The 26,876-nt window shown below is 68.1% G+C and carries 26 protein-coding genes; 8 read left to right on the plus strand and 18 right to left on the minus strand.

Annotated elements, in window-relative coordinates; all coding sequences use genetic code 11:
* Window positions 1-129 precede the first annotated feature (129 nt).
* From ACYR7D_RS09145 to ACYR7D_RS09155, 3 genes are all read left to right on the plus strand, one after another.
* On the plus strand, window positions 130-2,598 hold the full coding sequence (locus ACYR7D_RS09145) for a CocE/NonD family hydrolase (protein ID WP_459549175.1): 2,469 nt from the start codon (window positions 130-132) through the stop codon (window positions 2,596-2,598).
* A 126-nt stretch (window positions 2,599-2,724) separates the two neighbouring features.
* The gene (locus tag ACYR7D_RS09150; RefSeq protein WP_459549176.1) at window positions 2,725-3,729 is read left to right on the plus strand and encodes an adenylate/guanylate cyclase domain-containing protein; all 1,005 of its coding nucleotides are present in this window, start codon (window positions 2,725-2,727) and stop codon (window positions 3,727-3,729) included.
* A 187-nt stretch (window positions 3,730-3,916) separates the two neighbouring features.
* Entirely contained in the window at window positions 3,917-4,204 is a 288-nt protein-coding gene (locus tag ACYR7D_RS09155) for a DUF1330 domain-containing protein (protein ID WP_459549177.1), read from the plus strand.
* Here the strand turns inward: ACYR7D_RS09155 and ACYR7D_RS09160 are convergent.
* Together ACYR7D_RS09160 and ACYR7D_RS09165 are read right to left on the minus strand one after the other, a co-directional pair.
* Window positions 4,191-4,715 (minus strand): DUF5946 family protein, encoded by a 525-nt coding sequence (locus tag ACYR7D_RS09160; RefSeq protein WP_459549178.1) that lies wholly within the window; start codon window positions 4,713-4,715, stop codon window positions 4,191-4,193. The two genes, ACYR7D_RS09155 and ACYR7D_RS09160, sit on opposite strands and share 14 nt — an antisense overlap.
* A 95-nt stretch (window positions 4,716-4,810) precedes the next feature.
* Window positions 4,811-5,239 (minus strand): class I SAM-dependent methyltransferase, encoded by a 429-nt coding sequence (locus tag ACYR7D_RS09165; RefSeq protein WP_459549179.1) that lies wholly within the window; start codon window positions 5,237-5,239, stop codon window positions 4,811-4,813.
* Between ACYR7D_RS09165 and ACYR7D_RS09170 the strand changes: the two genes are divergently transcribed.
* On the plus strand, window positions 5,240-5,575 hold the full coding sequence (locus ACYR7D_RS09170) for a MerR family transcriptional regulator (RefSeq protein ID WP_459549180.1): 336 nt from the start codon (window positions 5,240-5,242) through the stop codon (window positions 5,573-5,575).
* Between the two features lie 60 nt (window positions 5,576-5,635).
* Here the strand turns inward: ACYR7D_RS09170 and egtD are convergent, their stop codons facing one another.
* The 3 genes from egtD to ACYR7D_RS09185 all read right to left on the minus strand — a co-directional run bounded on the left by egtD (window position 5,636) and on the right by ACYR7D_RS09185 (window position 8,713).
* Window positions 5,636-6,610 (minus strand): L-histidine N(alpha)-methyltransferase, encoded by a 975-nt coding sequence (egtD, locus tag ACYR7D_RS09175; RefSeq protein WP_459549181.1) that lies wholly within the window; start codon window positions 6,608-6,610, stop codon window positions 5,636-5,638.
* 164 nt (window positions 6,611-6,774) lie between these two features.
* Window positions 6,775-7,653 carry an RNA polymerase sigma factor gene (locus ACYR7D_RS09180; protein WP_459549182.1) on the minus strand — a complete coding sequence of 293 codons (879 nt, stop codon included), beginning with the start codon at window positions 7,651-7,653 and terminating at the stop codon, window positions 6,775-6,777.
* Window positions 7,654-7,705: 52 nt separating this feature from the next.
* Entirely contained in the window at window positions 7,706-8,713 is a 1,008-nt protein-coding gene (locus ACYR7D_RS09185; RefSeq protein ID WP_459549183.1) for a haloalkane dehalogenase, read from the minus strand.
* A 242-nt stretch (window positions 8,714-8,955) separates the two neighbouring features.
* On the opposite strand from ACYR7D_RS09185, the gene ACYR7D_RS09190 reads away from it, so the two are divergent.
* Entirely contained in the window at window positions 8,956-10,134 is a 1,179-nt protein-coding gene (locus ACYR7D_RS09190) for a phage tail tip lysozyme (protein ID WP_459549184.1), read from the plus strand.
* 27 nt (window positions 10,135-10,161) lie between these two features.
* Here ACYR7D_RS09190 and ACYR7D_RS09195 read toward each other — a convergent pair whose 3' ends face one another.
* Together ACYR7D_RS09195 and ACYR7D_RS09200 are read right to left on the minus strand one after the other, a co-directional pair.
* Window positions 10,162-11,388 (minus strand): cytochrome P450, encoded by a 1,227-nt coding sequence (locus ACYR7D_RS09195; protein ID WP_459549185.1) that lies wholly within the window; start codon window positions 11,386-11,388, stop codon window positions 10,162-10,164.
* Window positions 11,385-11,681 carry a ferredoxin gene (locus ACYR7D_RS09200; protein ID WP_459549186.1) on the minus strand — a complete coding sequence of 99 codons (297 nt, stop codon included), beginning with the start codon at window positions 11,679-11,681 and terminating at the stop codon, window positions 11,385-11,387. The genes ACYR7D_RS09195 and ACYR7D_RS09200 overlap by 4 nt, the downstream gene beginning before the upstream one ends.
* 146 nt (window positions 11,682-11,827) lie before the next feature.
* Between ACYR7D_RS09200 and ACYR7D_RS09205 the strand changes: the two genes are divergently transcribed.
* A complete protein-coding gene (locus tag ACYR7D_RS09205; RefSeq protein WP_459549187.1) occupies window positions 11,828-14,992 on the plus strand; it encodes a BTAD domain-containing putative transcriptional regulator in 3,165 nt (1,054 codons plus the stop codon).
* On the opposite strand, the gene ACYR7D_RS09210 is transcribed toward ACYR7D_RS09205, so the two are convergent.
* From ACYR7D_RS09210 to ACYR7D_RS09235, 6 genes are all read right to left on the minus strand, one after another.
* Window positions 14,970-15,731 (minus strand): ABC transporter permease, encoded by a 762-nt coding sequence (locus ACYR7D_RS09210; RefSeq protein ID WP_459549188.1) that lies wholly within the window; start codon window positions 15,729-15,731, stop codon window positions 14,970-14,972. The genes ACYR7D_RS09205 and ACYR7D_RS09210 overlap by 23 nt on opposite strands.
* Window positions 15,728-16,672, minus strand: a complete 945-nt coding sequence (locus ACYR7D_RS09215; RefSeq protein ID WP_459549189.1) for an ATP-binding cassette domain-containing protein — start codon at window positions 16,670-16,672, stop codon at window positions 15,728-15,730. The genes ACYR7D_RS09210 and ACYR7D_RS09215 overlap by 4 nt, the downstream gene beginning before the upstream one ends.
* 212 nt (window positions 16,673-16,884) lie before the next feature.
* On the minus strand, window positions 16,885-17,508 hold the full coding sequence (locus tag ACYR7D_RS09220; RefSeq protein WP_459549190.1) for an NAD(P)-dependent oxidoreductase: 624 nt from the start codon (window positions 17,506-17,508) through the stop codon (window positions 16,885-16,887).
* A complete protein-coding gene (locus tag ACYR7D_RS09225; protein WP_459549191.1) occupies window positions 17,508-17,951 on the minus strand; it encodes an SgcJ/EcaC family oxidoreductase in 444 nt (147 codons plus the stop codon). The genes ACYR7D_RS09220 and ACYR7D_RS09225 overlap by 1 nt, the downstream gene beginning before the upstream one ends.
* Window positions 17,952-17,961: 10 nt before the next feature.
* Window positions 17,962-18,684 (minus strand): SDR family NAD(P)-dependent oxidoreductase, encoded by a 723-nt coding sequence (locus ACYR7D_RS09230; protein ID WP_459549192.1) that lies wholly within the window; start codon window positions 18,682-18,684, stop codon window positions 17,962-17,964.
* Complete coding sequence (locus ACYR7D_RS09235) at window positions 18,681-19,316, minus strand: SgcJ/EcaC family oxidoreductase (RefSeq protein WP_459549193.1); 636 nt, start codon at window positions 19,314-19,316, stop codon at window positions 18,681-18,683. The genes ACYR7D_RS09230 and ACYR7D_RS09235 overlap by 4 nt, the downstream gene beginning before the upstream one ends.
* A gap of 94 nt (window positions 19,317-19,410) precedes the next feature.
* Here ACYR7D_RS09235 and ACYR7D_RS09240 point away from each other — a divergent pair, with 94 nt between their 5' ends.
* A complete protein-coding gene (locus ACYR7D_RS09240; protein ID WP_459549194.1) occupies window positions 19,411-19,875 on the plus strand; it encodes a MarR family winged helix-turn-helix transcriptional regulator in 465 nt (154 codons plus the stop codon).
* A 130-nt stretch (window positions 19,876-20,005) separates the two neighbouring features.
* On the opposite strand, the gene ACYR7D_RS09245 is transcribed toward ACYR7D_RS09240, so the two are convergent.
* Window positions 20,006-21,418: an outer membrane protein assembly factor BamB family protein gene (locus tag ACYR7D_RS09245; protein ID WP_459549195.1), complete on the minus strand. Its 1,413-nt coding sequence runs from the start codon at window positions 21,416-21,418 to the stop codon at window positions 20,006-20,008.
* Between the two features lie 342 nt (window positions 21,419-21,760).
* Between ACYR7D_RS09245 and ACYR7D_RS09250 the strand changes: the two genes are divergently transcribed.
* On the plus strand, window positions 21,761-22,336 hold the full coding sequence (locus ACYR7D_RS09250; protein WP_459549196.1) for a dihydrofolate reductase family protein: 576 nt from the start codon (window positions 21,761-21,763) through the stop codon (window positions 22,334-22,336).
* Here ACYR7D_RS09250 and ACYR7D_RS09255 read toward each other — a convergent pair.
* The 4 genes from ACYR7D_RS09255 to ACYR7D_RS09270 form a co-directional block, all read right to left on the minus strand.
* Window positions 22,318-23,028, minus strand: a complete 711-nt coding sequence (locus tag ACYR7D_RS09255) for a helix-turn-helix domain-containing protein (RefSeq protein WP_459549197.1) — start codon at window positions 23,026-23,028, stop codon at window positions 22,318-22,320. The two genes, ACYR7D_RS09250 and ACYR7D_RS09255, sit on opposite strands and share 19 nt — an antisense overlap.
* A 483-nt stretch (window positions 23,029-23,511) precedes the next feature.
* Window positions 23,512-23,925, minus strand: coding sequence for a peptidoglycan-binding domain-containing protein (locus ACYR7D_RS09260; protein WP_459549198.1), 414 nt, complete (start codon window positions 23,923-23,925; stop codon window positions 23,512-23,514).
* Window positions 23,926-24,039: 114 nt separating this feature from the next.
* Entirely contained in the window at window positions 24,040-25,122 is a 1,083-nt protein-coding gene (locus tag ACYR7D_RS09265) for a BTAD domain-containing putative transcriptional regulator (protein ID WP_459549199.1), read from the minus strand.
* Between the two features lie 38 nt (window positions 25,123-25,160).
* Window positions 25,161-26,639 carry a protein kinase domain-containing protein gene (locus tag ACYR7D_RS09270; RefSeq protein WP_459549200.1) on the minus strand — a complete coding sequence of 493 codons (1,479 nt, stop codon included), beginning with the start codon at window positions 26,637-26,639 and terminating at the stop codon, window positions 25,161-25,163.
* Between the last annotated feature and the right edge of the window lie 237 nt (window positions 26,640-26,876).

Genomic DNA, 26,876 nt, shown 5'->3' on the forward strand with positions numbered 1-26,876 from the left:
GAACATGCTCGCTGCCGGGGCCGTTGTTCCGGCGGGTCCGCGCGCGTCGATCACCTATTCGTCCAGAGCTAATTGCTATTGTCGGCGGCATCTGCGCGTGAAACGGGACCATGAGGCGGAGGGTTGTTCATGCGGCTGTACCGGGTTCACGGGCTCGCGGTCGCCTCGGCCGTCACCGTGGTCGTCCTGGCCCTGATCCTGGTGGTGGCGGTGCAGACCGGACGGCACAGGGTCCACCAGGACACCACCACCGCGGCCTCTCCGGCCGAACTCGCCGCGCGGTGGACCGAGACCCACGACGGTCCGCAGCCCTATCCCGAGGTGCACATCGATGAGAATGTGCACATCACCATGAGTGACGGCGTGGTGCTGAAGGCCGATGTGTACCGGCCCGCGAACGCCGGCGATCAGGTGGAGACCCGCCCCCTGCCCACCATCGTCACCATGACGCCGTACTCGAAGATGATGAACGGCCTCATCGAGGCGTCGCTGAACAATCCCGAAGCGCAGCGGTTCACCATGGACCTCGTGCGCCGGATCAATCTCTCCGGCACGCCGATCAGTGGTTTCGAGGATCTGCTGCACGCACTCGACGGCGGCACGGTGGCCACCATGCTCGGCCTCGACCGCAAACTCGTGCGTTCCGGTTACACCGTGGTCTCGGTGGACGTGCGGGGCACGGGCCAGTCGCAGGGGCGCTGGGACACCCTCGGCGCGCGGGAACAACTCGACACCCGCGAGGTCATCGAATGGTCGGCGGCGCAGCCCTGGTCCAACGGCCGGGTCGCCATGAGCGGCGGCTCCTACTCCGGGATCAACCAGTTGCGTGCCGCCGAGGACGCGCCGGAATCGCTGCGGGCGATCTTCCCGGTCGAACCGGGCAGCGATCTCATGCGGGATGTGGTGGCTCCGGGCGGCGGTGTCGGGGTGACCTTCCTGCCGCTGTGGCTCGCCCAGGTGAACCGGGCCAAACTCATGCCGGATATCCAGGCGCTGCTCGACGGTTCGTTCGACTGGCAGTGGCTCGCCGACCGGCTGGCCGATCCCGCGACCAATTACGATCTGCTCGCCCAGGCGCTGCTCACCCCCTCGCTGCGGCAGCTCCCGCCGGCGCTGGCCGCGGCACTGGACGAAGACAGCCCGTTCCGGCAGGGCATCATGGGGCGACCCGAGAAGATCACCGTTCCGACCTTCCTCTACGGAGGCTGGCACGATATCTTCGCCAACAGCGCCACCACCCTCTACAACGATATTCCGCTGCCACCGGGCCGTAAGCAGCTGATCGTCGGCGACACCTATCACGCCAATCCCGGCGCCGGAACCGGAAGACCGGGAGCACCACCGCGATTGGACGTACTGCAGCGCGCCTGGTTCGACTACTGGTTGAAGGATATCGATAACGGCATCACCGGCTACGGGCCGGTGATCGTCTGGGAACAGGGCGGCGGCTGGGTGGTGCTCGACCGGTTCCCGCAATCCGGGATGACGCATCGGCGGGTGTATCTGTCCGCCACGCCCAGCGGCACCACCCAGGACAGCGTGCACGATGGTTCACTGACCGGGCAGCCGGGCGATGTCGCGCGGCTCACTGTCGCCCCGGACCTGGCCGCGGCCTGCTCGCGGGATATGGCGCAGGGTTCCGCGGGGCTCGGCGCGGTATTCGACGCCTGCGCCAAGGACTCCCGGATCGCCGAACGCGGCGCGCTCACCTTCACCAGCGCGCCGGTCACCGAGCGGACGGTGTTGTCCGGGCCGGTCAATGTGCACCTGAACACCGTGCACGACGCTTCGGACGGCTATTGGAGTGTCACGGTGAACGATGTATCGCCCGACGGCACCTCGAAGGTACTGAGCACCGGGCAGCTCACCGCCTCGCTGCGGGCCATCGACGAGTCGCGCAGCACCCGCTCGCCGAACGGCGACCTCACCGCCCCGTTCAATCCGATCACTGTGGAGAGCATGCAGGAGGTGCGGCCCGGAGAGCCGGTGGAGCTGGATATCGCGGTCATCCCCACCCAGGCGGTGCTCGAACCGGGTCACCGGCTACGCCTCGATATCTTCGCCGCCAACGCGCCCAAGGCTTTGGCTTTCCGGCCCCTGCTCAATGCCACCGAGCTGGCACCACAGCATCTGGAGCTGAATCCGGACGCGCCGAGCTTCATCAACCTGCCTACCGACCGGCCACTGCCCGAGGCCGCCCGGCCGGCTCCTGCCTCACCGGTCGGGCCGGCCGAACAACCCGCTCCTGCCGAACAGGCGGCTCCTGCCGAACAGCCCGCTCCCGCTGAACAGGCGGCCCCTGCCGAACCGGTGGCCCCTGCGGAACAGGTGGTGCCGCGCGGTCAGGGGGCTCCGGCCGAGCCGGTGCCCCCGGGCGGGGAGGTCGCTCCCGACGGCCGGGTGGCGCCGCCTGGACAGATGGCTCCGGAGGGGGGAACGGCTCCGGGTGAGGAGTCGGTCCCGGAGGGGCGGGTGGTTCCGGCGGAGCAGGCGGTCCCGCACGGGGAGGTGGCCCCGGCGGAGCGGGTTGCTCCGGGCAGGGAGACGGCTCCGGCGGAACAGGTGGGCCCGCCCGGGCAGGAGGTTCCGGCCGAGTAGGTAGCCGGATGGTGCCGCTCGTGCCGCCCGGCTCCCACGACCGCGAGCGTATCGCCATGACGTAGATCACCGGCTGATTCGCCGAGTCCACCGACGAGTTCACCGCCGCGTCGTAAGGTTTCGGGCATGGTGGCGCAGGGGAGATCCGAGCTGGTGCGAGCGGCGGCCGAGGCGAGCCTGCTCGCCGGACGCCGCCGCTACAATCGCCGCGAGGTCGCCGAAAAAGCCGAAGTTGCCCCCGAAGTGGCCCGCCGCCTGTGGGTTTCCCTGGGGTTTCCGGCGAGCGAGGACGACAGCGCATCGGATTACACCGACGCCGATATCGCCGCCATCCACCGCTTCCGGGAGATCGGCACCCTGGTCGGTGCCGATCTCCGGCAGCAGGCGGCGACCACCCGCACCATCGGCCAGGCCATGGCCCGGCTGGCCGAATGGCAGGTCGATCTGGTGCTGGACGAAATCGACCGGCGCGTGGCCGCGGCGGGCCCCGACGCGGACCCGGAGGCGGTCACCCGAGCCGCTACCGCGGAAACGGTGGAACTGCTGGAGAGCCTGCTCTCCTATGCCTGGCGGCGGCATCTCGACGCGGCGGTCTCCCGTAACCTCGACGAGGCCGGGAGCACCCAGGATTCGACCAGGACCCTGGCCGTGGGGTTCGCCGATATGGTCGGCTACACCCGGCTCACCCGTCACCTGCACCCCGACGAGCTGTCCATGCTGCTGGAGGCATTCGAATCCACCACCACCGCCGCGATCACCGAGAACGGCGGCTGGGTGATCAAGAATGTCGGCGACGAAGTGATGTTCGCCGCCGAATCGCCGCTGGCGGCTGCCCGGATCGCGCTTGCCGTCCAGGAATCCACCATGACCGTGGGAACCACGCCGGAACTCCGGGTCGCCCTCGCTTACGGGCCCGTGTTGCAGCGGTTCGGCGACCTGTACGGGTCGGTGGTGAATATCGCCGCCCGCCTCACCGGTGTGGCCCGGCCCGGAACCATCCTGGTGGACGACGGCGCCGCCGCGGAACTGGAAGGGGAGACCGAGTTCACCATCCGGCATCTGCGCAGCGTCCGGGTCCGGGGATTCAACCGGCTACGCCCCCATCTGCTGCGGCGCAACGGCAAGTCCTGAAGGCCGCGCGGGTACAGGCTCCGCGAATCCCGCCGTTCCGCGCTGGTCGATGGGAGTTCCACCGACCGGGCACTCACGTAATCGTCGCTATCGATTTCAGCATATGAGATTTACCTATCAGGAAATGCTGTTTTATGTATGGTCGACGGGGAGCCGGTGACGGTTCGCGTGGGAGAAGGAGACCAGCATGCCCAAGGGCTATGTCATCGTGACCGAGGTGATCAAGGACCCGGCCGGTATGGCCGAATACGGCAAGGCGGCCGCGAAAGCGATGGGCAAGGGCGTCACCGTCCTGGCGATCGACACCAAGCCCCAGGTCCTCGAGGGGGAATGGCCCGCCACCCAGACCGTGGTGCTGGAATTCGAATCCCCGGAGGCCGCTCGGGCCTGGTACGAGTCCGAGGAGTACCAGGCGGCGATTCCGCTACGTCAGGCGGCCGCGGACTGCAATGCGGTGATCGTCAACGGCCTGTAGGGCCGGAGGCGCGGTGGCCGGGGAGGCCGAGCGCGCGGTCCAGGTCGGTGATCGTTGCCGCCGCCCAGCGCGCGACGGCATCCGGGTAGGCGGCGTCATCGTCGGCGGTCACCACATCATGGGCGGTAACCGTCCAGTGCACCGGCCAGCGCGGATCGATATGCCCCCGGTCGTCCGCGGGGGCGTCGCGCACTACTTTCCTATCGCGCACGTGCCGGGCCATATCGCGCCGGAGTTCGCGTATCGGCCGCGGTGATCGCACCATCGACGCGACTCTTTCGCGCAGGTTCGTCACCGCCGCGGCGGTCAGGCGGGACGGATGCTGGAGCTGATAGGTGCCGATCGCGAAGAAATGCGCGCGCAACGCGAGTTCGCTGTCGATACCGGCCAACGTCCGGTGCTCGATTTCGAGGAGCTGGTGGACCCGGGTCCAGCATCCGTCCGTGGGCATCTCGACGCCGCATTCCGGGCAGGGGCCCGGTACGGCCCGCTCATCGTCACGCGCAGTCACAACGGCGCCGATGCTACCGGCCTCGGCCCTGTCCGGCGATGGATTTTCCGGCCGACGGCCACGGTGCCGCTGGGCCGTAGCGCCGCGTTGTTCCGTCAGCCCACGGCGGGACCCGGTGCGACGGCCAGCACCTGCACCGTCGTACTGGGCCCGTGATGGTATTTCCCCTCGGTGATATCCCGGTCGACCTCCCGGCAGTGTTCCAGCCGCAGGCCGGTCAGGTCCCGCCGCAGTTCCTCCGGGGTCGGCAGGGCATCCGGGTCCGGCGGCCCGCCGATGCCCGGACGCTCGAGATGGCGGGGTGTATAGGCTTCGAGAACGAAAACCCCGCCGGGGCGCAGGGCCCGCGCGCAGGCGGCGTGCAGGCCCGGGCGTATCGCGGACGGCACATGTGCCCAGATGGAAACTATTCCCGCCCAGCGGGAACTGCCGAAATCGTAGGTGGCGAGATCGGCGACCACGGTTTCGATCGTGACCCGCTGCCGCGCGGCGAGATCGCGCGCCGGTTCGACCTCGCCCCGCATGTGCTCCGGCACTGGGAGTCGGTCGGGCTGATCACCCCGGCGGCCCGGGTGAGTGGTCGGCGGCGCTACACCCGGGCGCATCTGGCCCGGGTGGCGATGATCCTGCGCTGTCGAGAAGCCGGGTTGAGTCTGGCCCGGGTCCGGGAACTACTGGAGGCCGGCGACGGCGGTGGCCGCCGCCGCGTACTGCACACGCACCTGGCCGACCTCGAGGCGCAGATCGAGCGGATCCAGACCTCGAAGAACCTCATCGCTCATGTACTCACGTGCCGCTACGAGGATTTCACCGAATGCCCGCGGTTCCAGGCCGAGATCGTCGCCGCGCACGCGCGGTAGGGCTCGTTCACCGCTTCCGGGTGTCCGGAACGCCGAGCTGGGCTGCCGACGGTACCGGGCTCATCTGTCCGCCAGTACCAGGGCGAAGCGACGGGCCGGATCCACCCACGCCTGCCGCGCCAGGAATCCCGCCTCGGCCAGTTCCACGTGGAAGAGGGGTAGCCGGAACTTCGCCGAGATCGCGGTACGCAGCTCTTCACCCGCGGCGAAGTCGACGACCAGATCCGGATCGGTGAGCGTGACCCTCATCGGCCCGGTGGCCGCCAACCGCATTTCGATCCATTCGAGATCGGGATCCCACACCACGCGATGCGTGAACCCCTCCGGTTCGAAATCGGCTCCGAGGCGGTCGTTCAGCACCCGCAGCACATTGCGGTTGAATTCCGCGGTTACGCCCGCGATATCGGCGTAGGCGGAGATCATCACGGCCGGGTCGGTCACCAATCCGATACCCAGCAGCAGATGCTCGCCCGGTACGAGCGCCCGGTACGTTTCGGCGAGGAATTCCGCGCGCTCGCGAGGCGGTAGGTTGCCCAGCGTGCCGCCGAGCAGTGCGACCAGCCGCCGCCCGTCGCGGGGCGGTGCCGGCAGCATCGTGGTGAAATCGCCGACGTTACCGTGCACCGCGAGCCGGGAGAATTCCGCCGTGACCCCGGTGACCGCCTCCCGCAGTGCGGTTTCGGATATATCCAGCGGCACATAGGACCGCAGCTTTCCCCGGGCGGTGAGTGCGCCGAGCAGCAGGCGTGTGTTATCCGCCGAACCCGCGGCCAGTTCCACCAGTTCCGTGGCCCCGTCTGTGAATCGGGCGATCTGCCGGGCCGCGGCACGCAGCAACGCTCGTTCGGTGTGGGCCGGATAGTACTCCGGAAGCCCGGTGATGAGGTCGAACAGTTTGCTGCCGCGGGCGTCGTAGCACCACTTCGGCGGTAGCCATTTACGGGTGTCGCGCAGACCGAGCCGAGCGTCCGCACGCAACCGCTCCCGCAACTCGGATTCGGTGAGCTCTACGTCGTAGATCGGTGCGGTAGCCAAGAAGATCTCCTCTGTTCTGCGGCCCTGACGCCGAAGTTATGGCACTCGCGACGCCGGTACATCCGCCGAACGGATACGGAATATCCGTATCCGGGAATCGACCACGAACACGGTTCCTCCGGAGCCACCGGCTCCGGTGACCCCGGAAGGCCGATACGACACGGTTATCCGAGCATCGGGAAGCGCCCCGACCGCAGGAGTTCGGCCACGGCCGGCAGTCTGTTCTCCGGTGCCGCGTAATCCGGGTGGGCGCGGAAGATCGCGGCCGCGTCGTGCAGGCGCACCATTTGTCTTTCCGCCGCCGCCGCGTCCCGGCCTCCGTCGGTGACCGGATGTAGCGCCAGTTCCGGACGGTGCGGGTCCACCCGGCCCGCACGCACCGCGGCGGCGGTACGCCGGGAGCACCGGCACCACGCCTTGTCGTCGGTGCGTCCGCACGTCGAGGTCAGGAAGGCGCCCAAACGTTTCTTCGTGCGCTGGAGCCGTTTGCGGAACGCCTCCGGTGTGATGCCGAGTATCCATCCCGCTTCGGCGGATCCCAGTTCGAACACTTCGGCGAGGACGAATGTCACCCGTTCGGCGCGGGTGAGGCACTGCAGCATCGCCTGACTGCACTGCAGTCGCACCTCGGCCGACAGCAGATCGGCGTCGGCCCCGCGATAGTCCTCGGCGGCCAGGCCTTCGGCGAGGCCTTCACCGAAGGTGTCGAGGTCGAGCCCGGCCTGCTCCTGCGGGGAGGCGCGCCGCAGGTTCAGCAGGTGATTGACACCGATGCGGTAGGCCCATGTCAGCAGTCTCGCCTCCCCTCGCCAGGTGGCGAGATGGGTGAGGACGCGCAGCAGGATCTCCTGAGTCGCGTCCTCCGCGTCGGCGGGGCGGCCCGTCATGCGGAGCGCCAGCCGGTAGAGGGGGTCCTGCAACCGGCGGATCACGGTCGCGACGGCCTCCGGATCACCATGGACCGCCCGGGAGACCAGTGCGGCTTCCGCACCGGCCTCGTCGGCATCGTCACGGCTGTCCGGTGACACAATCGCGTCCTCCACGTGCTCATTGTCGGCTGTGTCCGGGGCGACCGCGCCCGGTGCGGGCAGCGTGTCAGCGGGTGGCGGGTTCATATGCGCCCGTCAGGCCGTGCCGCTGGACCCAGTCCGCGACCGCCCGGCCGATGGCGTCGGGCCGGTCTTCGGGGGCGTGGTGACCGGCGGTGCCCACCGAGACGACCTCGCACGACGCGAACTCCCGTGCTGCCCAGCCGATCGTCTCCGGTGACCCGAGGCCGACACCGTTGTCGAGGGCCATCAGCAGTTTCGGCACTTCCGGGGTGGTGGCCATCCAGCGGCCGTAGTTCGTCATCGTCCGCGCCACATCCGCCGGTTCTCCGTCGAAGGGGATCTCCCGAGGCCACGCCAGCAGGGGTTTGCGTGAAGCCGGGGTGGGATACGGCGCCCGGTATACATCGTGATCGCGTGGGTCCAGGTTCGCCACCTGCGCCGGCAGGTTGTATTCGATGAACATGTTCTCCTCCAGCACCAATCGCTCCCCTTCGGGTGACCGGTAGCGGCGGAACAGCTCCGCGCCTTTGGGCGGCATCTCCGCCCAGCGCAGCGGGCGCAGGAAGGTTTCGATCACCGCGATACCGCGGACCCGCCCGGGATGCCTTGCGGCCCGATCCATTCCCAGCGCGCCGCCCCAGTCGTGGCCGACGAGGACCACCTCGTCCAGGTTCATCGCGTCGAACCAGGCGTCGAGATAGCGGGCGTGGTCGGCGAAGCGGTAGCCGGTCTCGGGTTTACCGGATCCGCCCATGCCGATCAGGTCGGGGGCCAGGCAGCGGGCGCTGCCGGACACATGGGGGATCACATTGCGCCACAGGTACGAGGAGGTGGGGTTGCCGTGCAGGAAGACGACCGGGATATCGCCGGCTCCCGCCTCGGTGTAGTGCATGAACGAATCGAGAGTGGGCACGGTGTTCACGGGGGAAGATCCCTTCTCGTCGGCGGGCCGGCAGGACGTGGCGAGACCGGCGGCGAGGAATGCGCCGGCGGTGATGAGCAGGGTCCGGCGATCGAGCCGGGGCCCGGTGAGCCGCAGCGGGTTGTCCATATCGTCGCGTCCTGTCCGCTCGAACTTTCTCTTACGCTCGGTTGGACACACGGCATCACGGCCCCGTGACCGGATACCGCATGTGATGCGGGACACTTCTGGCCGGAAGGGGGTGAGCGGTCGAATTCATGAGTAGCCCCCGCGGCCCGTGCGCGGTCGGTTCATCAGCCGTTCCCACCTCGGGGAACATCCGATAATCGGCATGTGTCGACGTTGTCTGCCCGGATGAGAGCGAGGCGCCGATGAGCCCCAACGACCCCAGGCAGATGGGCGATCTCGAAGATCTTCCGCCCTGCGCGCCGGCGGGCTTGCACGGTCTGCATGCCCTGGCCGAGGTAACCATCCAGGAGCAGATCGAACTACTGGGCTCGGGCACGCCGTCCAAGGCCCCTGATCTGCGTGCGTGGCTGCGTCAGGAGGGAGTCGACAAGCCCGAGGACCGGTCGAAGATGATCGAGAAGTATTCCGATTATCAAGAGGGGGTGGAAAAAGTCAAAAAAGAAATCCAGGAACTAGACCAGGTCAACGATGCGCGGACCAATGAAATCGGTGGGGTGGTGAAAAAGGCCTACGAGGATATCGGCGCCGCGGTAGAGGAATTGAACGATGCGATCATCGACTCCCGTAAATCGACGAGGATGGTGACCGACAAGGACGGAAACCCGATCCTGGACCAGAACAGAAATCCCACGTACTACCTGCCGAACGACGTGATCGACGGCCTGATCGGGAGTATCTGGAAGGCCCTGGATACGACCTATCGCGAGGTGAAAGGCGTTTCGGACAAGGCGGCGGCCGAAGCGCTCGGAATCGCCAAGGACGAGCCGAACTTCCCCACCACCCACGGCGGTGGCGGGCTGCGGCCGGTCTCGTTCTCCGGCTCGGGCGGAGGCGGCGGTGGTGGCGGCGGGAACAACTCGTTGTCGTTCGATCCCGGGCCGAGCAACGTCCCGATAACTTCTACCGCGGAACAACGCAAACTGCGGATGGAGATGATGGAGTACCTCGTCTTCGAAAAGAAGTTCACCCCCGCGCAGGCGGCGGGAATTATCGGTAATGCCTTCCACGAGTCGAAATTCAATCTCGGTGCCTTGGGTGACGGTGGAACGGCACACGGGCTGTTCCAGTGGCGTTTCGGCCGTTATCAAGGCCTCCTGGATTTCGCGAACAAACCGGGAGAGGATATAGACGACTGGCGCACCCATATGGATTACATGACGCAGGAATTGCGGAACAACAACAGCTACCAGAAGGCCGAAGATCTCATCGATGCGAATCCCAACGATGAGCGTGCGGTGGCCGCTGCCTTCGACGAGTACTACGAGATAAGTAGCGGAGCCTCGCGGAACGATCGGAGAGATTACGCCACCGATGTCCTGAAGCAGTGGAACGACAAGCACGGCAGCGCGGCTGTCGTCTGAAGCTGCTCGAAGCCTCGACCGCTGGGTCTACCGGTCGCCCACACTCCAGGTGACCGGCAGTTCGTGGACGCCGTAGATGTTCATATCGGTCCGCAGCGGCACCTCGCCGGCGGGGACGGCCAGGCGCAGGGTCGCGAATCGCCGCAGCAGTCCCGTGAATCCGGCGCGCATCTCCACCCGGCCCAATTGCTGGCCGAGGCACTGGTGCACACCGTGCCCGAAGGATACGTGACCGCGGGCCTTGCGATGGATGTCCAGGGTGTCCGGGTCGTCGAAGCGGCGGGGGTCGCGGTTGGCGGCCAGTAGGGAGACGACGACCGTCGAACCCTTACCGATCGTTTCGCCGCCGAGTTCGAGGTCCTCGGTGGCGTAGCGGTAGAAGATATCGGCGACCGACAGATAGCGCATGAGTTCTTCCACGGCGTCGGGCATCAGGTCCGGGTTCGCGCGCAGTTCGGCCAGCTGCTCCGGATGCTCCAGGAGCGCGAAGGTGCCCAGCGCCAGCATGTTCGCGGTGGTCTCGTGACCGGCGAGCAGCAGCAAGAAGGAGATGCCGACCAACTCCTCGATGGTGAGATCGGTGTCGCGGGCCAGATCGGACAGGATGTCCTCGCCGGGTTCGGTCCGTTTGGCTGTGACCAGTCCGGCCAGGTAGGTGGTCATCGCACCGTAGGCGGCCATCTTCTCCTCCAGCGACTGGTCCCGGACCAGGAACCGGGCGGAATTCTTCTGGAAGGTGTCGCGGTCGGCGTAGGGGACACCGAGCAGTTCACAGATCACCAGTGAGGGCACCGGCAGCGCGAACTCCCGCACCAGGTCGACCGGCGGGACCAGGCGCTCCATCTCGTCGAGTTGCCGTTCGACGATATCGGCGATGTGCTCTTCGAGCTGCCGCATACGCCGGACGGTGAACGCGCCGGTGAGCTTACGCCGCAACCGGGTGTGGTCCGGCGGATCCATGGCGACGAACAGGCCCGGAATCTGTGGGGAGGGTTCGGTTTGGACGGGCATATCGGGATGCGCGTCCAGCGCGTGGACGATGCCGATGTCCTGGCGGGAGCTGAACCGGGTGTCGGCCAGGAGCGCGCGGGCCTCTTCGTAGCCGGTGACGACCCAGCCCGCGTGACCGTCGGGGAAGATCAGTGGACTGACGGGGCGGGCCGCGCGTAGCGCGGTGATCGCGCGAGGCGGGTCGAAGGGGCCGGCATCGCGGTTCATGGGCAGGCCGTGCGGGACGGAAACGGTATCGCTCATCGAACTTCCTTTTCGTGATATTTGTTCGGTATCCGGCCGAGGATGTCGATCGCGGCGGCCGGACAGCTGTGGGCGGCTTCGCGGGCGGCCGGCCGCCACACGACCGGTGGCGCCGGGTCGAGCAGCAGCACCCGCCCGTCGGCGGTGTCCTGGTCGAACACCTCTGGAGCGAGCAGCGCGCACATACCGGCGCCGACGCAGCGTTCCCGGTCGACCCCGACTGCTATCGGTGCCTCTTCCGCACGCGGTGCGGTGGGAGGTATCCCAGGGTTCTCGATTGCCGGTTCGTTCACAGGAGTACTGTCGCCGAGCCTGCTGATACCGCCCTGACACCGGCCTGATACCTCCCCTGACACGGTGTTCCACCCGACCTCGGCACGATCGCCGGCTGCGGAAAGGCGGCCGAGCACCCCTCGGGCGGCTGCGGCAGAATGAGCTGGTGCAGATCGAGTTGCTGGGACCGCTCGAGATCCGGAGAGAAGACGGCGGGTCGATCGAGGTGCCGGGTGTTCGGCTGCGGGCGTTGCTGATCGCCCTCGCGCTCGAACCCGGCCGCGTGGTCCCGAAAGCGACGCTGATCGACTGGATCTGGGGTGAGCGGCCGCCCGCCGACGCCGTGAACGCCCTGCAGGCCCTGGTCTCCCGGTTGCGGCGGCTGCTGCCCGACGGCGCGCTCGACGGACAGGCGGGCGGATACCGGCTGGTGGTGGACCCCCACGCGATCGACGCGGTGCGGTTCGAACAGCTCATCGGCCGGGCCCGTGCCGGTGACGACGTGGACCGGGCCCGGCTGTTGCGCCTAGCGCTCGACCTGTGGCGCGGTGCGCTGATGCAGGGTGCCGAGATACCCGGCGGTGCGGCGGCCGAGGCCGTGATCACCCGCTTCGAGGATTTGCGTCTCGCCGCCGCGGAGGATCTGTACGAAGCGGAGATCCGTCTCGGCCGGGGGGCGGAGCGGATCGGTGAGCTGACCGATCTGGTGGCCCGGAATCCGGTGCGGGAACGGCTGGTCGCCGCGCTGATGCGGGCGCTCGCCGCCGCGGGCCGGGGGGCCGAGGCGCTGACCGTGTACCAGCGCGCCCGGGAAGCTCTCGCCGATACCCTCGGCGTGGATCCTTCACCGGAGTTGTCCGCTCTGCATGTGGCGCTGCTGCGTGGTGAGGTAGGGCCGCGGGACAACGACCGCAGAACCAACCTGCGCGCCGAATTGACCGAATACATAGGTAAATACGCCGATATCGCGGCCGTGCGCGAACTCGTCTCCGGCCACCGGCTCACCACCTTGACCGGGCCCGGTGGTTCCGGGAAGACCAGGCTGGCTCTGGAAACCGCGCGGACCATGCTCGACGACCTTCCCGAAGGGGCGTGGCTGGTGGAGCTGGCGGCCGTGGACGCGAGTGGTGATGTGGCGCAATCGGCGATCGCCGCGCTCGGGCTGCGGGACGCTCTTCTCGGCAGTGCCCCGCACGCGGAGCCCGTGGACCGGCTCGTCGCCGCGATCCGCGACCGCGAAACACTGTTGATCCTGGACAACTGCGAGCACATGATCGAATCGGTGGCGGTGTTCGCCCATCGCGTACTCGGCGAGTGCCCCCGGCTGCGTATCCTCGCCACCAGCAGGGAACCGCTCGGTATCACCGGTGAGGCGTTGTGGCAGGTCGAGCCGCTGGCGCTGCCCACCGAGCACGCCGGACCCGACGAGATCGAGGCCTCCCCGGCCGTGCGGTTGTTGCGCGACCGTGCCCGTGCGGTGCGCAAGGATCTCACGGCCGGCCCGCACACATCGGCGACCATGGCCCGCGTCTGCCGCGCGCTCGACGGAATACCACTGGCCATCGAATTGGCCGCGGCGCGATTGCGCACCATGTCGCTCGATCAGCTCGCCGACCGGCTCGACGATCGGTTCCGCCTGCTGACCGGTGGCAGCCGCACCGCGATCCCACAGCACCGCACCTTGCGCGCGGTGGTCGACTGGAGCTGGGAGCTGCTCAGCGACGCCGAACGCGGGGTGCTGCGCCGGCTCGCGGTGTTCGCCGGCGATATGAGCCTGGCGGCGGCCGAACAGGTCTGCGCGGATACCGGAGACGGACGGGACGCGGTGGTCGAGCAGTGGGAGGTGCTCGAATTACTGACCGCGCTGACCGAGAAATCGCTGCTGCTCACCGTGCCGGGGGAAAACGAGCCGCGGTATCGGATGCTCGATACGATCCGGCAGTACGCCCGGGACCGGTTGGGGGAATCGGGGGAGGCGGAGTCGGCGCGCCGAGCGCATCTCGCGTACTTCACCGACCTCGCCGCCACGGCGGAGCCGCATCTGCGCCGCGCCGAACAACTGGAGTGGCTCGCTGTGCTCGAGGCCGAGCACGACAACATCTCGGCCGCGATGCGCGGCGCGCTCGCGGCCGGCGACGCGGCCGGCGGGCTGCGGCTCGCGGCGGCCGCCGGCTGGTACTGGTGGCTCGCCGGATACAAGGCCGAGGGCCAGGAGTTGCTCATCGCGGTCGCCGACGAACCCGCCGAGGTGGACGACGAGACCCGGGCGCTGGTGTACGGGCTGGTCGCGCATTTCCTGAGCTCGGGCCGCAATGACGCGAACCAGGTGGGGGAATGGATCCGTAAGGCGTACCGGTTCAGCGGCGGTCTCCGGTCCGGTCATCCGGCGCGGGCGTTCATCGGTGCGCTGGACAGAATGTTGCAGGGGCCGGAAGCGTTGCCGACCGCTTTCGAACCGCTGCTCACCGATGACGACCCCTGGGTGCGTGCCCTGGCCCGGCTCCAGATGGGCAAGATGCGGATCGTGCTGGGCAGGGACGGGCCCGAAGTGGATGCCTATCTCGCGGACGCACTGACCGAGTTCCGGGATCTGGGGGAGCGCTGGGGGATCTCGTTCGCGCTCACCGAACGAGCCAACCGATTCGCCACCCGCGGTGAATTCGCCGCTGCCTGCGAGCTCTTCGACCAGGCCGTCGCCGTGGTCACCGATATCGGCTCGACCGAGGATATCGTCGGACTGCTCTCGCGGCAGGCTCAGTTGTACTGGCTGGCGGGTGACCGTGTGGCGAGCGCGGCCGTGATGGCCGAGGCGCAGCGGTGCGCGGATCGGGTCGTCTGGCCGGCCGCCCTGGGCGAACTGGCGCTGGCGAGAGCGGAACTGGCCCGGTGGAGCGGTGATACCGAGCAGGCCTACGAGCAGATCGGTATCGTCTCGAAGGTTTTGGGCAGCGAAGCCGAGACGCCGCAGTTCGCCGCGGCATTGCACACTCTGCTCGGTTACCTCGCCACCGATCTCGAGGAGGCCCGGGAACACCATGGCGTGGCCTTCCGGGCGGTGGCGGAGGCAGGGCATTCGGCCCTCGTCGCCCAGGTGCTCGTCGGGATCGCGGATCTGGCGCTGCGCGCGGACCGCGATATCGAGGCGGCGCGGCTGCTCGCGGCGAGTACCGCGGTCCACGGGATGCCCGATCGTTCCCACCCGGACGCGGCCCGGGTCGAGCGTGCGGTACGACATCGCCTCGGGGAAGCGGACTTCACCGAGGCGATGCGTGAGGGCGCGGCGGCGGACTGGCGGGAACTGGCCGCCGCTACGCTCGCTTGTCGAAGGTGATCCGGGACCATACGTATCCGACGACGGCGAACCCGGCGCACCAGGCGAGCGCTGCGACGGTGTATCCGCCGGAGGGGTTGCCGGCCAGGAATCCCCGCAGCGATTCGATGATCGGCGTGAACGGCTGATACTGCGCGAACTGCCGCACGCCCTGCCCCATCTTCTCGGCCGGCACGATCGCGGTGCTCACGAATGGCAGCATGATCAGGGGTACCACCCCCATACCCGCGGATTCCGGCGTTTTCGCGGCCATACCCAGCGCTACGGTGAGCCAGGAGGCCGCGAACGAGGTCGCTGCCAGGATACCGAGCGCCCCGAGCCAGTCGAGCCCGCTCGCCGGTGGCCGGAATCCCAGTGCGAACGCCACGCCGAGGATCGCCGCGACGGCCACCACATTGGTCAGGACGGTGGCCACGACATGACCGGTGAGTACGGCGCCGCGGGAGACGTCCATGACCTTGAACCGGTTGATGATGCCTTTCGACATATCCGAGCTCACCGCTACGGCGGTGCCCGACAGCCCGTAGCTGATGGCGAGCAGCAGCATTCCCGGCGTCGCGTAGTCGATGTAGTTCCCGCCGACGTCGAAGGCGCTACCGAATACGTAGACGAAGATCAACATCATCATGACCGGCATGAAGGCCGCGTTGAACACCGTGACCGGGGTCCGGGCGATGTGCTTGAAGTTGCGGCGCAGCATGATCGACGAATCGGCCAGTGGTGCGGTGATGGTGCTCATTGTGCGGAGACCTCCGTGGTCGTGTGGCCGGTGAGGGAAAGGAAGACATCGTCGAGATCGGGGGTACGGACAGCGACCTCGGCGGCCTCGAGCGAGGCGTCGTCGAGCCGGTCCAGGACATGGCGCAGCGAAGCGGAGCCGCCGTCGCCCGGAACACGCAGGGCCAGCGCCTCGTCGTCCCGGATCGCGCCGGGCAGCACCCGCGCCGCCGCGTCCAGTTCTGTCACGTGCTCGAACCGCAATCGGATATAGCTGCCGGGCATCCGGCGCTTGAGTTCGTCGGGGGTGCCCTCGGCGACGATCCGTCCCTGGTCGAGCACCGCGATCCGGTCGGCCAACTGATCGGCTTCCTCGAGGTACTGGGTGGTGAGGAAGATCGTCACGCCGTCATCCGTCAGCTCCCGCACGATCTCCCACATGGTGCGCCGGCTGCGCGGGTCCAGCCCGGTGGTCGGCTCGTCCAGGAAAACGATGTCCGGCTTGGTGACCAGCGTCATCGCCAGATCCAGCTTCCGGCGCATACCTCCGGAGTAGGTGGCCGCCCGCTTCCCCGCCGACTCCGTCAGTTCGAACCGCTCCAGCAGTTCACCGACCACCCGCTTACGTTCACCACCCCTGAGCCGGTGGATATCCGCCATCAACTCCAGGTTCTCGGTCCCGGTCAGCAGATCGTCCACCGCCGCGAACTGGCCCGTGACGCCGATCGCCGCCCGCACCGCCTCGGTCTCGGCCGCGATATCGTGCCCGGCTACCCGCGCCGTGCCACCGTCGGCCCGCAACAGGGTGGTGAGCACGTTCACCGTGGTCGTCTTACCCGCCCCGTTGGGGCCGAGTAGGGAGAAAATCGTGCCGGCACCGATGTTCAGGTCGATCCCGTCGAGAACGGTTTTGTCCCCGTATGCCTTCCGCAGCCCCGAAGCCGCGATTGCTGAACTGGTCATGGGAAGACTGTCGGCGGACCGGCTGATATACGCCTGATGCCGGGCTGATATAGCCACTGACACGGTATTCGCGGTTCGGATCGGATACCGGGCACCGGTGCGGCCGGATCGGATCCCACCGTATGTGCCCGCGATACCACTGCTGCCGGGCGCCCGGGCCTGCCCCTCCCGCGACGCGGCCGGACCGGGCGCTCTCGGGCCGGACGGCGATCTCAGGACGAGAAGGTGACCGCCGTGCCGTAGGTGCGCGGATCGTCGACCGCGGTGAGCAGATAGTCGGCGAGGTCGGTCCGGGACGTGCGGGCGCGGACTTTCGTATCCGCGGCGAACGGGTCGTGTGGACGGCAACTCGCGGGTGCGTCGGTCAGACCGGTGGGCCGGACCGCTGTCCAGCACAGATCACTGGAAGCGAGCAGGTGTTCCATACGCGCCATATCGGCATAGGTGTGCCGCATGACCCACCGGAGAGCACCGGTGAGCAGCCGGGTGCCCCGGCCGGCGTCGCCCGGTGCGCTCAACCCCGCCGAGGAGATCACCAGAATCCGGCCGGCCGGGGGCATGGCGGCGATGATCTCGGTGGTGCCGGCGGAGTAGACGCTCGTAGGACCTCGACCGGCCGCGCCGAGCGCGGAGATCACCGCGTCCTGATCGTCGAGCAGCCCGGTCAATGCGCCAGGAATGCACGGATCGGTCGTGATCACGGTCGTTCCCGGTGGGGGAGCCCAGTGCGTGGTCTGCCGGACGATCGCGGTGACGTGGTGCCCGCGGGCCAGCGCTCGATCGACCAGTACCCGGCCGGTGCGACCGGTGGCACCGAGAATCGTGAGGGCGGCCATCAGCGTGCCCCGGGCCGGGAGGCGGGCCGGAGCAGGAAGGATATCGCCTCCAGGAGCGGTTTGCGCTGCGTTTTCTGCACCGCCGCGATGCGCCAGCGGCCGTCGGTATCCCGGATGACGGTGTAGGTGGCGAGTTTGCCCAGCTTCCGGGGGCGCCGCTTCGAGGCTTCGCCGCGGGTCACGACTACGGCGGTATCGGCTCCGTAGCGCCGGATTTCGCGGATGTCGACGGTCAGGCGGGTGCCCTTCGAGAAGCTGTCGAAGAGCACTCCGTGCGCGCGGCCGATTTCCGCGCCGCCGTGATAGACGGTGCCGGTATAGGTGATATCGGTGGCGTCGGCGGTGAAGCAGGCGCCGTATGCGGTGCCGTCGCCGTGATTCCAGGCGTTCCGGCTGCGTTCGAGGAGTGCGCGGATAGCGGAGGTGTCGGGGTCGGTGTGCACAGGGTCTCCTTCAGTGGGCCAGCAGGGCCAGGGCGGCCCGGCGGGGCAGCAGCCGCAGGGCGATGGTGAACGCCCGGTTGGTCGTGCTGGTGTGGACGAGCGGGCCGGCCGTACCGGATACCAGTGCTTTCCTGGCTCGTTCCGCGACCTGTTCGGGTGTCTGGACCAGCCGGGACGGCGTATCGGTGGCGGGCTGCGAAGCGGTGGCGGTGACACCCGGGCACAGGGCCAGCACCCGGACACCGCGGGTTTTCTGTTCGTGCCACAGTGCCGTGGAGAACGCGGTGACGAATGCCTTGGACGCGCTGTAGACCGCGAGTCCGGGGGCAGGATGCGCGCCGAGTACCGAGGACACGTTCACCAGCGCGCTGCCGGCGGTCGCGGTGCTGAGGAACGCGTGGGACAGTACGACCACCGCTCGGCAGTTCAGGTCCAGGGCGGTGAGCGCGGGGCCGGTTGGGCCCGCGCCGAAATCGCCGTGGTCGGCCGTACCGGCGTTGTTGACCAACACCGTGTAGTGGCCGTGCCGCACCTGCTCGGCGACAGCGCGCAACCCGTCTTCGGTGCCGAGGTCGGCGGCCAGATGGTCGTGGCCGGCACCGAGTTCCGCCGTCAGCGCCTCGAGTCTTCGTGCGTTACGCGCGACGGCCGTTATCGAATAACCCTCTGCCGCAAGGCTTATCGACATGGCCCGCCCGATACCCGCACTGGCGCCGGTTACCAGCGCTCTCATCGCTCGGCCTCCGGTTCGGTGGCCGGGTCGAAGAGGAACGAGATACGTTCCATGACCTTCTGCCGCTGGGTGTTGTGGAAACCGGCGATCCGCCACCGGCCGTCGGTCTCCCGCACCAGTGTGTAGGTCTGCGTCTTGGACAGCTCCGTGGGGCGTTCGCCCTCGTAGCGGTCGCCGCGGCTGGTGACAATCGCGACGTCGGTTCCGTAGAAGCGCACGCCGAGAAAGGAATCGGCGAGTTCGGTGTTCTTCAGGAACCCCGCGAACAGAGCGCGGTGTGCCTCGGTGAGATCGCGCCGACCGGTGTAATGGGTGCCCAGGAAGGTGGTGTAGGTGGCGTTTTCGGTGAAGGTCGCGCCGTAGGCGTCGGCGTCGCCGCGTCCCCAGGCGGCTGTCATGGCGCCGATGGTTTCGCATACCGCGCGCAGATCCGCGGCACTGCCGCCGTCGGGGAGCACATCCGTGCATTCGGCGACGCCCGTATTGCGGATCTCGGCGGTCCGGTCCAGCCAGATATAGCCACCGGCGGCGGCGATGCCGAGGACGAGCGCGGTGGCGCCGAGAACGCGTACCGCGGTGCGGCGCTTCGATCTCCGCGGCGTAGCCGGTGTGGCGGTGGTTGTCGTGATCATGATGCGGCTCCTCCGTGTTATCCTCTGCTTAGAAGATTCTTCTTCTTTCTAGAAGAATCTTCACAAAGGAAGAGATTAGAAGGAGGCGGCAGACTTGTCAACGGACCCGCACAGCACCGACCCCAGCCTGGTCTTCCGGCACTACCTGAGTTCGGTCGTGCTGCACGCGCAGGCCGGCGCCAAGGCGGTCGGACTCGGGGCGACGGACCTGTACGCGCTCAATATCCTGGATCTGAGCGGGGCCATGACCCCCGGCGAACTCGGCACGCGGACCGGATTGACCACCGGCCCCACCACCCGTCTCATCGATCGGCTCGAACGAGCGGGCTACGTGCGTCGCGCCCCCGACCCGGGGGATCGCCGCAAGGTCGTCGTGGAACCCGTGGACCGGCCCGCCGATCTCGACCGGGTGCTGACCCCGGCCCGGCGCAAGATCGGCGACATCATCGCGAGCTACACCCCTGAACAGCGCGAACTGCTGTTCGACTATTTCGCCCGCGCCGCCGAGGCCTACCGGCAGGCAGCGGAGGAGATCGCGGGCCCGGCAACCGGCGATTGATACGGCGGCAGGCACGGCACAGCGGTCCGCCACCCGTGGTAGCCGGCGGTATCCGGTGCGGCAGGGTCGCGCCGCACCGCGGGAAGACCGCTGTTCGTGGAACCGCGAAAGCGGTAACGCCCGCTGGGCATCACCCCACGGCGTATCCGGTGAATTCGTGCGCGGTCACCGTGACCATACGTTCTCCCATGGCTTTCACCGCCGTGCGGAGATGCTGCCTACCACTGGGCGGCAACGGCAGTGACCAAACGGTCGAACCGTTCCCGGCGTCGATCGCGTGCACGGTAGTGCCGTCGGTCAGGATGAGGTGGCGCGAATCGGTGATGCCGTCGTAGCGGGCGGTGGTGGAGAACGGTGCCGGTTGCCGCCAGACGAGGTGTCCATCGGTGAGATCCAGGCCGGTCAGCTCCGATCCGTCGAGCGATCGCACGACAACCGTACTGTCCACCACTCCCACTATCGCGGTCGCGCGTCCGGTGGGCTCGTCGATACCGAGCCGCGGATCGGTCCACAGAACTCGGCCCGTGGTCCGCTCGTAAGCGCTCTCCCCGGTGAGAATCGGTGCCGGTGTCGTGGTCGCGGTCGGATACCACTCGAATACCGTGCTCGCGTTGGTGACCTCGGTGATCGGCCGCCCGGTGCGGTCGAGCAGCGTGACCTTTCCGGCGCTCCATCCGCGTTCGATCACCTGCGCGGCGACGATGCCGCCTTCGAACGTGTAGGTGACGGGACCGGTGAACAGTGGATCACCGGTGCGCAGGTCGTAGACGCGGACAGCGCGGTCGTGCCCATCCAGGAAATAGTTCTGCGCGAGCACATCGATCCGGGGGGTCACCGGGTCGCCGGGAACAGGTGTCGGATAGCTGCGCCGCCAGGTCGCGTCGATATCGGAAACCGTGCCACGGGTGACGAACGCCGTCATCCGGTCCGCGGATCGTCCGGTCACCGATACGACGCCGTCCCGCACCGCCACGTCCATGACCTCGAAGTCGGTCGGATGATCCCCGAGTATCGCGCCCGTGGCCGCCTCGATGATCACCACCCGGTGCGTGCCGCGGCAGGCGAGCCGTCCGTCGAACACCTGCTCGCGGCAGCCGAGGAGTTCACCGGCATCGGTTGTCCACCGCACCTGCCCGGTATCCGGGTCGATCCCGTGCAACCGCACCGGTCCGACGGTCACTCCGGCGTTCTCGCCCACCCCCGGCGCGCCGGGAACCGCGGTCGCCGCGACGATCATCGTCCCGGCGTCCATCGGCGCACCGTAACCGTAGTAACTGTGCAGATTCTGCGGCGCCGCCAGCAGGACCGCGCCGGGTTCGCCGGACAGATCCGCGGCCCGCAGTGTCCACCGCGGTACCGGAGTGGAATCGAGCCGGGGCGACACCAGGAACCGGCCGTCGAACACGGCTGTCTCCGGCGCCTTATCCGGCGAACGGTTCACCCAGGCGACCACGGCGATACCCGCCACCACGGCCACGATCAGCGTCGTGATCCAGATCCGGCGCGTACCCCGAGCGGTGAGCCATTTCGCGGCTTTGTTCATTCGGCGGTCTCCTTCGTGCGGCCGACCGGTCCGGGCACGCGCCGGTCTGTGCGAACAGGCCGAGTATCGGCGATATTCACGGGTGGGAGGAGTGCGCCCCTTCGACGCACTGATTCGCTCGGCGGGCGGCCCCGGCCACCGGGGCGAGACCGTCCCGGGCCAGGGGGCCCCGGAGCGGCGGAAACGCCGGACCGGGCCGGATCCTCGCTCCTGACGGAGAGTCTGCCTGCGCCGGGCTTTCCCGTACGGCCGGCCGTGTCGGTTTCGTCCAAGACAGCGGCGGCCGGCTGGCCCTAATCTCACCACAGGCAGAAACACAGTGCCCGTACTCAGGAGGAACAGATGGCACGCGAACTCGTCTACACAGGCTTCATGTCGCTGGACGGCGTCGTGGACTCGCCCGGTGGAAAGGTCGAGGGACACCGCAGTGGTGGCTGGGTGATGGACACCGAGTTCGTGCCCGAGGCTTTCTCGCTCAAGGGCGAGGAACTCGCCGATACGACCGCGTTGATGTTCGGCCGGCGCAGTTATGCGGCGTTCGCCCCGATCTGGCGTGACTCCGACGATCATATCGCCTACAAGGACCTGCCGAAGTACGTCGTCTCGTCCGGCCTGAGCGAGGACGCGCTGATCGATGGGTGGGGTCCGATCACGATCCTGCGCACGGTGGAGGATGTCGCGAAGCTGAAGCAGACCGACGGTGGCGCGATCTACATCCACGGGAGCGCAGAACTGGCCCGGAGCCTGTCGGAGGCGGATCTGATCGACCGGTACAACCTGCTCGTGTTCCCGGTGCTGCTGGGTGCGGGCAAAAGCCTGTTCAGCCGCGCGGACCGCGATAAGCAGACGCTGCGCATGCGGGATTCGGCGACCTACTCCAACGGCGTGACCAAACTCGTCTACGACGTCGTGCACTGACCGGGATCGAGCGCGATCGCCCCGCCGGCCCGGGTACGCAGTTCCTGCGCCGTCCGCCCTACATATCGGCGCAGCGCACGAGCGAGATGGGGCTCGTCGTAGTACCCGAGCTTTGCGACGACATCTCCCGGAGTCTCACCCGAGAGCAGGAGGAGCGCGGCGGTCCGGGCCCGCCCGATCTGCCGGACGGCACCCCGGGTGAGTCCTGTCGCCGCCCGGAAGCGGCGTTCGAGTGTCCGCTCGGTGACCTCCGGCGGCGCTCCGCGCAGTGTCGCCGCGACCAGAGGATCGCGAACCACGACCCCCTCACGGACGAGCCGGTCGACGAGTGCCTCGGCGTCGTCCGGCCGTGGTGTCTCCCGCCGGGCGCCATCGAACCAGAAGGTCCGGCCGGTCACATCGGGTAGTACGACCCCACTGTCCACCAGACCCGATATCGCCGTTGTGCGCAGAGATGTCCCGACCGCGAACTGGATACCGACGAAACCCGCCCCTTCCGGCACCGCCGCGGTACCGGTGCGACTCTCCGGGCCGGTGATCGCCGCGTGCCGGCGCCCCTCCTGCTCCCAGAACACCAACCCCCAGGTCTCGGACGCGACCGAGGTCATCTCCGAGATCTGCTCGCTGCGGCAGGTCCATACGGACTCCACCCACGGTGAATCCGACGCCCGCGTCTCGAACAGCAGTCCCACATCCGGATACTAAGCCGAATCGCACGAAGCGGCGCCCGCTGCGCCACCCGATGTTCGGCCACGGATCAATCCTGCCCCGTGAAGTAATGTGTTCGCATCGGCTGCCGGCCGGGATCGCCGGTGCGGGCGAAGCACACCCGGCCCCGCGCATTCCGGCGGCGAGTGCGGCGGGTGGTTCGGTGGGGCCGAGAACACCGTGCGATCCGCGCAGGGCGGGCAGCCGCAGACGGTCGAATACGAACAGAAGCTCCACCGTGTGCGCGGCGCCGTGCAGACCGTCCATCGCCGACCGGAGTCCGCCCGCCCCGCTCCCGGATGACGTGCGCGGTACCCGGCGATACCAGTCGATAGTCGAGGGTCACCAGCTCGACCGCCGCTACGTTCACCGAGCAGTCGGCCGCAGCGCGGAAATTCTTTCCGCGCTGCCACGGGCCGGTCTGCGAGGCACTGAGGAACGAACACCTGCCGCCCGGCTCGGTGACGTTACCGCGACCGGATGAGCGCGGCCCACGTGCCCGGTCCGACGATGCCGTCGGGCACGAGCCCGACCGAACTCTGGTATTCGCGCACGATCTGTTCGGTGCCGGAACCGAAAATACCGTCCAGCGGGGTCCCATGGAAACCGTTCTGGTAGAGGATCTTCTGCACGATGTAGACGCAATCGCCGGTCGAACCGCGGGACAGCTTCGGAGACGAGGACGCACACGCATGGGCGGTGTTCTCTTCGGCGGACCTGCCGGGCGCTGTCTGCCCCTGGTTCTCTTCGGCGGATCTTCCGGGCGCGCCCTGCGCCTGGGCGAGCGCGCTCGAACCACCCGCGATACTCAGCGCGATACCCGCGACCATGATCGCTCGAAGTACGCGGCCGGTCGGGCGTATGGTGGACATCTCGGTCATTTCGGCTCCGTTTCCCTTGTGGTGGAAGCTGTCCGGGCTGCCCCCGAACAAGTGAAACGAAGTTATCCAGGGTCGCCAACGTCGCGCTCACACCGCGCCAACATGTCCGGAGGATCAACGGGCGGGGTCGGCGAGGCGCACTTTCACCACGGTGGAACCCAGGCGGATGGTGTCGCCCGGTTCGAGCGGAGTCGCTGAGCCGATGCGGCGCTCGTTCACATAGACCCCGTTGGCGGAGCCGAGATCGGTGATGTGGGTGAGTTCGCCGTCACTGTCGACACGGGCGTGCCGGCGGCTGATCTTCGGATCGGTCAGGCGCAGATCGTTTCCGGCGGCCCGGCCGATGCTCACCCCGGCTTCGGTGACGGCGATGATCCGGCCGTCGCCGGCGGCCAGCGCGATCGCCGGTGGTGATTCCCGCAGAGTCGGCCGGTCTTCTTCCGGTGCCGTGGACCGGGAAGCGGGAATCCCGGGCAATGGTTCGTGACGCAGGATTCGCTCCTGTAGCGTGCGGAGCTGCTGCGGCGCGTCCATACCCTGGTCGTGTAGCCGGCCCAGGACGACCCGGCAGGCTTCGGCGGCGGCGTCGGCGCAATCGCCGAGGTAGAGCGCGGTGATATAGCGGGTCCACGCCGCGATTCCGGTGGGCGATTCCTCGGTCATGACCCGCAGTTCCCCGATGGCCTGCCGGGCTCGGCCACACGCGATTTCCATATCGATGCGATCGATCACCGTCTGGCGCCGCTCCTCCCGCATGCGTATTCGGAAACCGTCGACGAACCGGGAGGCCGACAGCCCGTCGAGCGCGTCTCCGGACCATTCCGCCAGAGCCTGGCGGAAAAATTCCGAAGCGCCCTCGTAATCGTGCCGGTCCCGGGCTGTTACGGCTCTGGCGCGGGTTTCGGTGAAACGGTGTAGATCACAGTCGCCGGCACGGATGTCCAGGCGATAGCAGCCGGATTCGGTGCGCAGCAGATCGGTATCGGGGAGGCCGGCATCTCGGATGGCGGCCCGAATCCGCGCGATCATGTTCTGCAGGCTGCTGCGGTAGGTGGGGGGTGGCTCGTCGTCCCACACCCGTCGGCCGAGTTGTCGCGGGGACAGCGCGACCCCGCGTTCGACGCCGAGCGCGGCGAGGACCGTCAGGGTCAGGGAACCGCTCAGGCCGAGTCGGCGGCCGCCGACCAGCAAACGCACCGGCCCGAGTAACCGTATATCGATGGGTACCGCTGGTGTCAGCCGAGGCTCCGGCATTGTCCGGTGAAACCTCCGTCCGTCTCCTGGAACACCGGCCATCGCAGAACGGTGGCACGGGTTCGTGGACCGTAGATCCCGTCGGCCGCGGCACCCGCGGCCCTCTGCAGCTGTTCGATCGCGGCTTTGGTCGCGAAGTCGTAGCCACCCGATACGTCGACGGGGATGTGATGGCACAGGGCCACCGCGCGCTGCACGACCGATACGGCCTCGGTGCGGTCGCCGAGATTCAGGATGCAGTCCGGTTCGTCCCGGGAGCCGTGGCCGGTGGGCAGTTCCACGTAGGTTCGCTCGCTGTCGCGATGCCGGATGGTCCAGTGGCAGCGGGCCGTGAGCCACCTGGGGGTCGTGGCGGTCGGTCCGGGGCCCGCGGTAGGGGCCACCGGAGGATCGGATGCGGCGGCGAGTGCCCAGCCGATGATCAGTGCGAGCGACGATACCGTGAGCACAGCGGTAACCGTCCATGGTCGCCGGGGGCGAACTCGGGGGCGTGCGGCGGTGGTGTCCTGGGAGGTGATCGTTTCCGCCGCCGGATCGGTGTCGGGGCGGGCCGGCCCGGATGGTGTGGCCGCGGGCAGCGAACCGGCCGGGACGGGGTGTGCGGCCTCGGCAGCCACATCGCCCGAGAGTGCGGCGCGGGCGGCGGCGGCCAGTTCCGCGCAGCTCTGGTATCGATCGCCGGGATCTTTGGCCATGGCCTTCGCGATAACGAAGTCGAACGCCTCCGGCAGATCCGGGCGGATACGGGTGGGTATCGGAGCGGGTTCGCTACGGTGCGCGTCGATCAGTTCCCGGTCGCCGCGGTTCGGATAAGGGTAGGAACCGGTGAGCAGCCGGTGCAGTGTCGCCCCGAGCGAGTAGATATCGGAGCGATGGTCGGGCCGCGAACTGACGAAACGTTCCGGGGCCACGTAATGCGGCGAGTACTCGCGCCGGCCGATACCGGTGAGGGTGGCGTCGTCTTCGAGGCTGCGGGCGATTCCGAAATCGGCCACCAGGACCCGTTCATCGCCGCCGGCGGTGGAAACCAGCAGATTGGACGGTTTGATATCGCGATGCACCACCTTGTTGCGGTGGGCGTGGTCGATACCGGCGGCGGCATCGGAGATGAAACGGACAGCACGGCGCGGGTCGAGCCCATCCTCCGCGTCGAGTAGTACATCGGCGACGTCGGGGCCGTCGACGTATTCCATTTCGATCCAGTACAGCCCGTCGTCGGTGACACCCCGGTCGTATATCCGCACGATGTTCGGGTGCGACAGCCCGCAGACGAGTTCGGCTTCCCGCCCGAACAGGCGTAGCCCCCGGGAGCCGCCACGCGCCGGGTCGAAAACCTTGAGCGCCACTGTCTTGGACGGCAGCCGCGGGTGTGCGGCGCGGTAGACCACCCCCATCCCACCCCGGCCCAGTTCCCGCTCGATCCGGTAACCCGCGAATTCCTCACCGATGCGCAGACCCACATCCGTCCTTCGCTCCGGCCGTCACCCGCATCCCGGTCGCGGTCCTGTGGACCGTTCGCGAAATGCCGGTTCCGTTCCATGGCAACGATTTTCGTGCCGATTCCGTATGCGGAGAATATCAGTATCCGAGCCGTGCGGGGAGCCGTCGATATCCGAGAATTCCCGGCGCTGCCGCAGTATCGACCGCACCCGCCGGCGCTACCCGGGGGATCGGATTGCGGCCGGAAAAGCGCTCCG

The organism is Nocardia sp. X0981 (assembly GCF_977089955.1).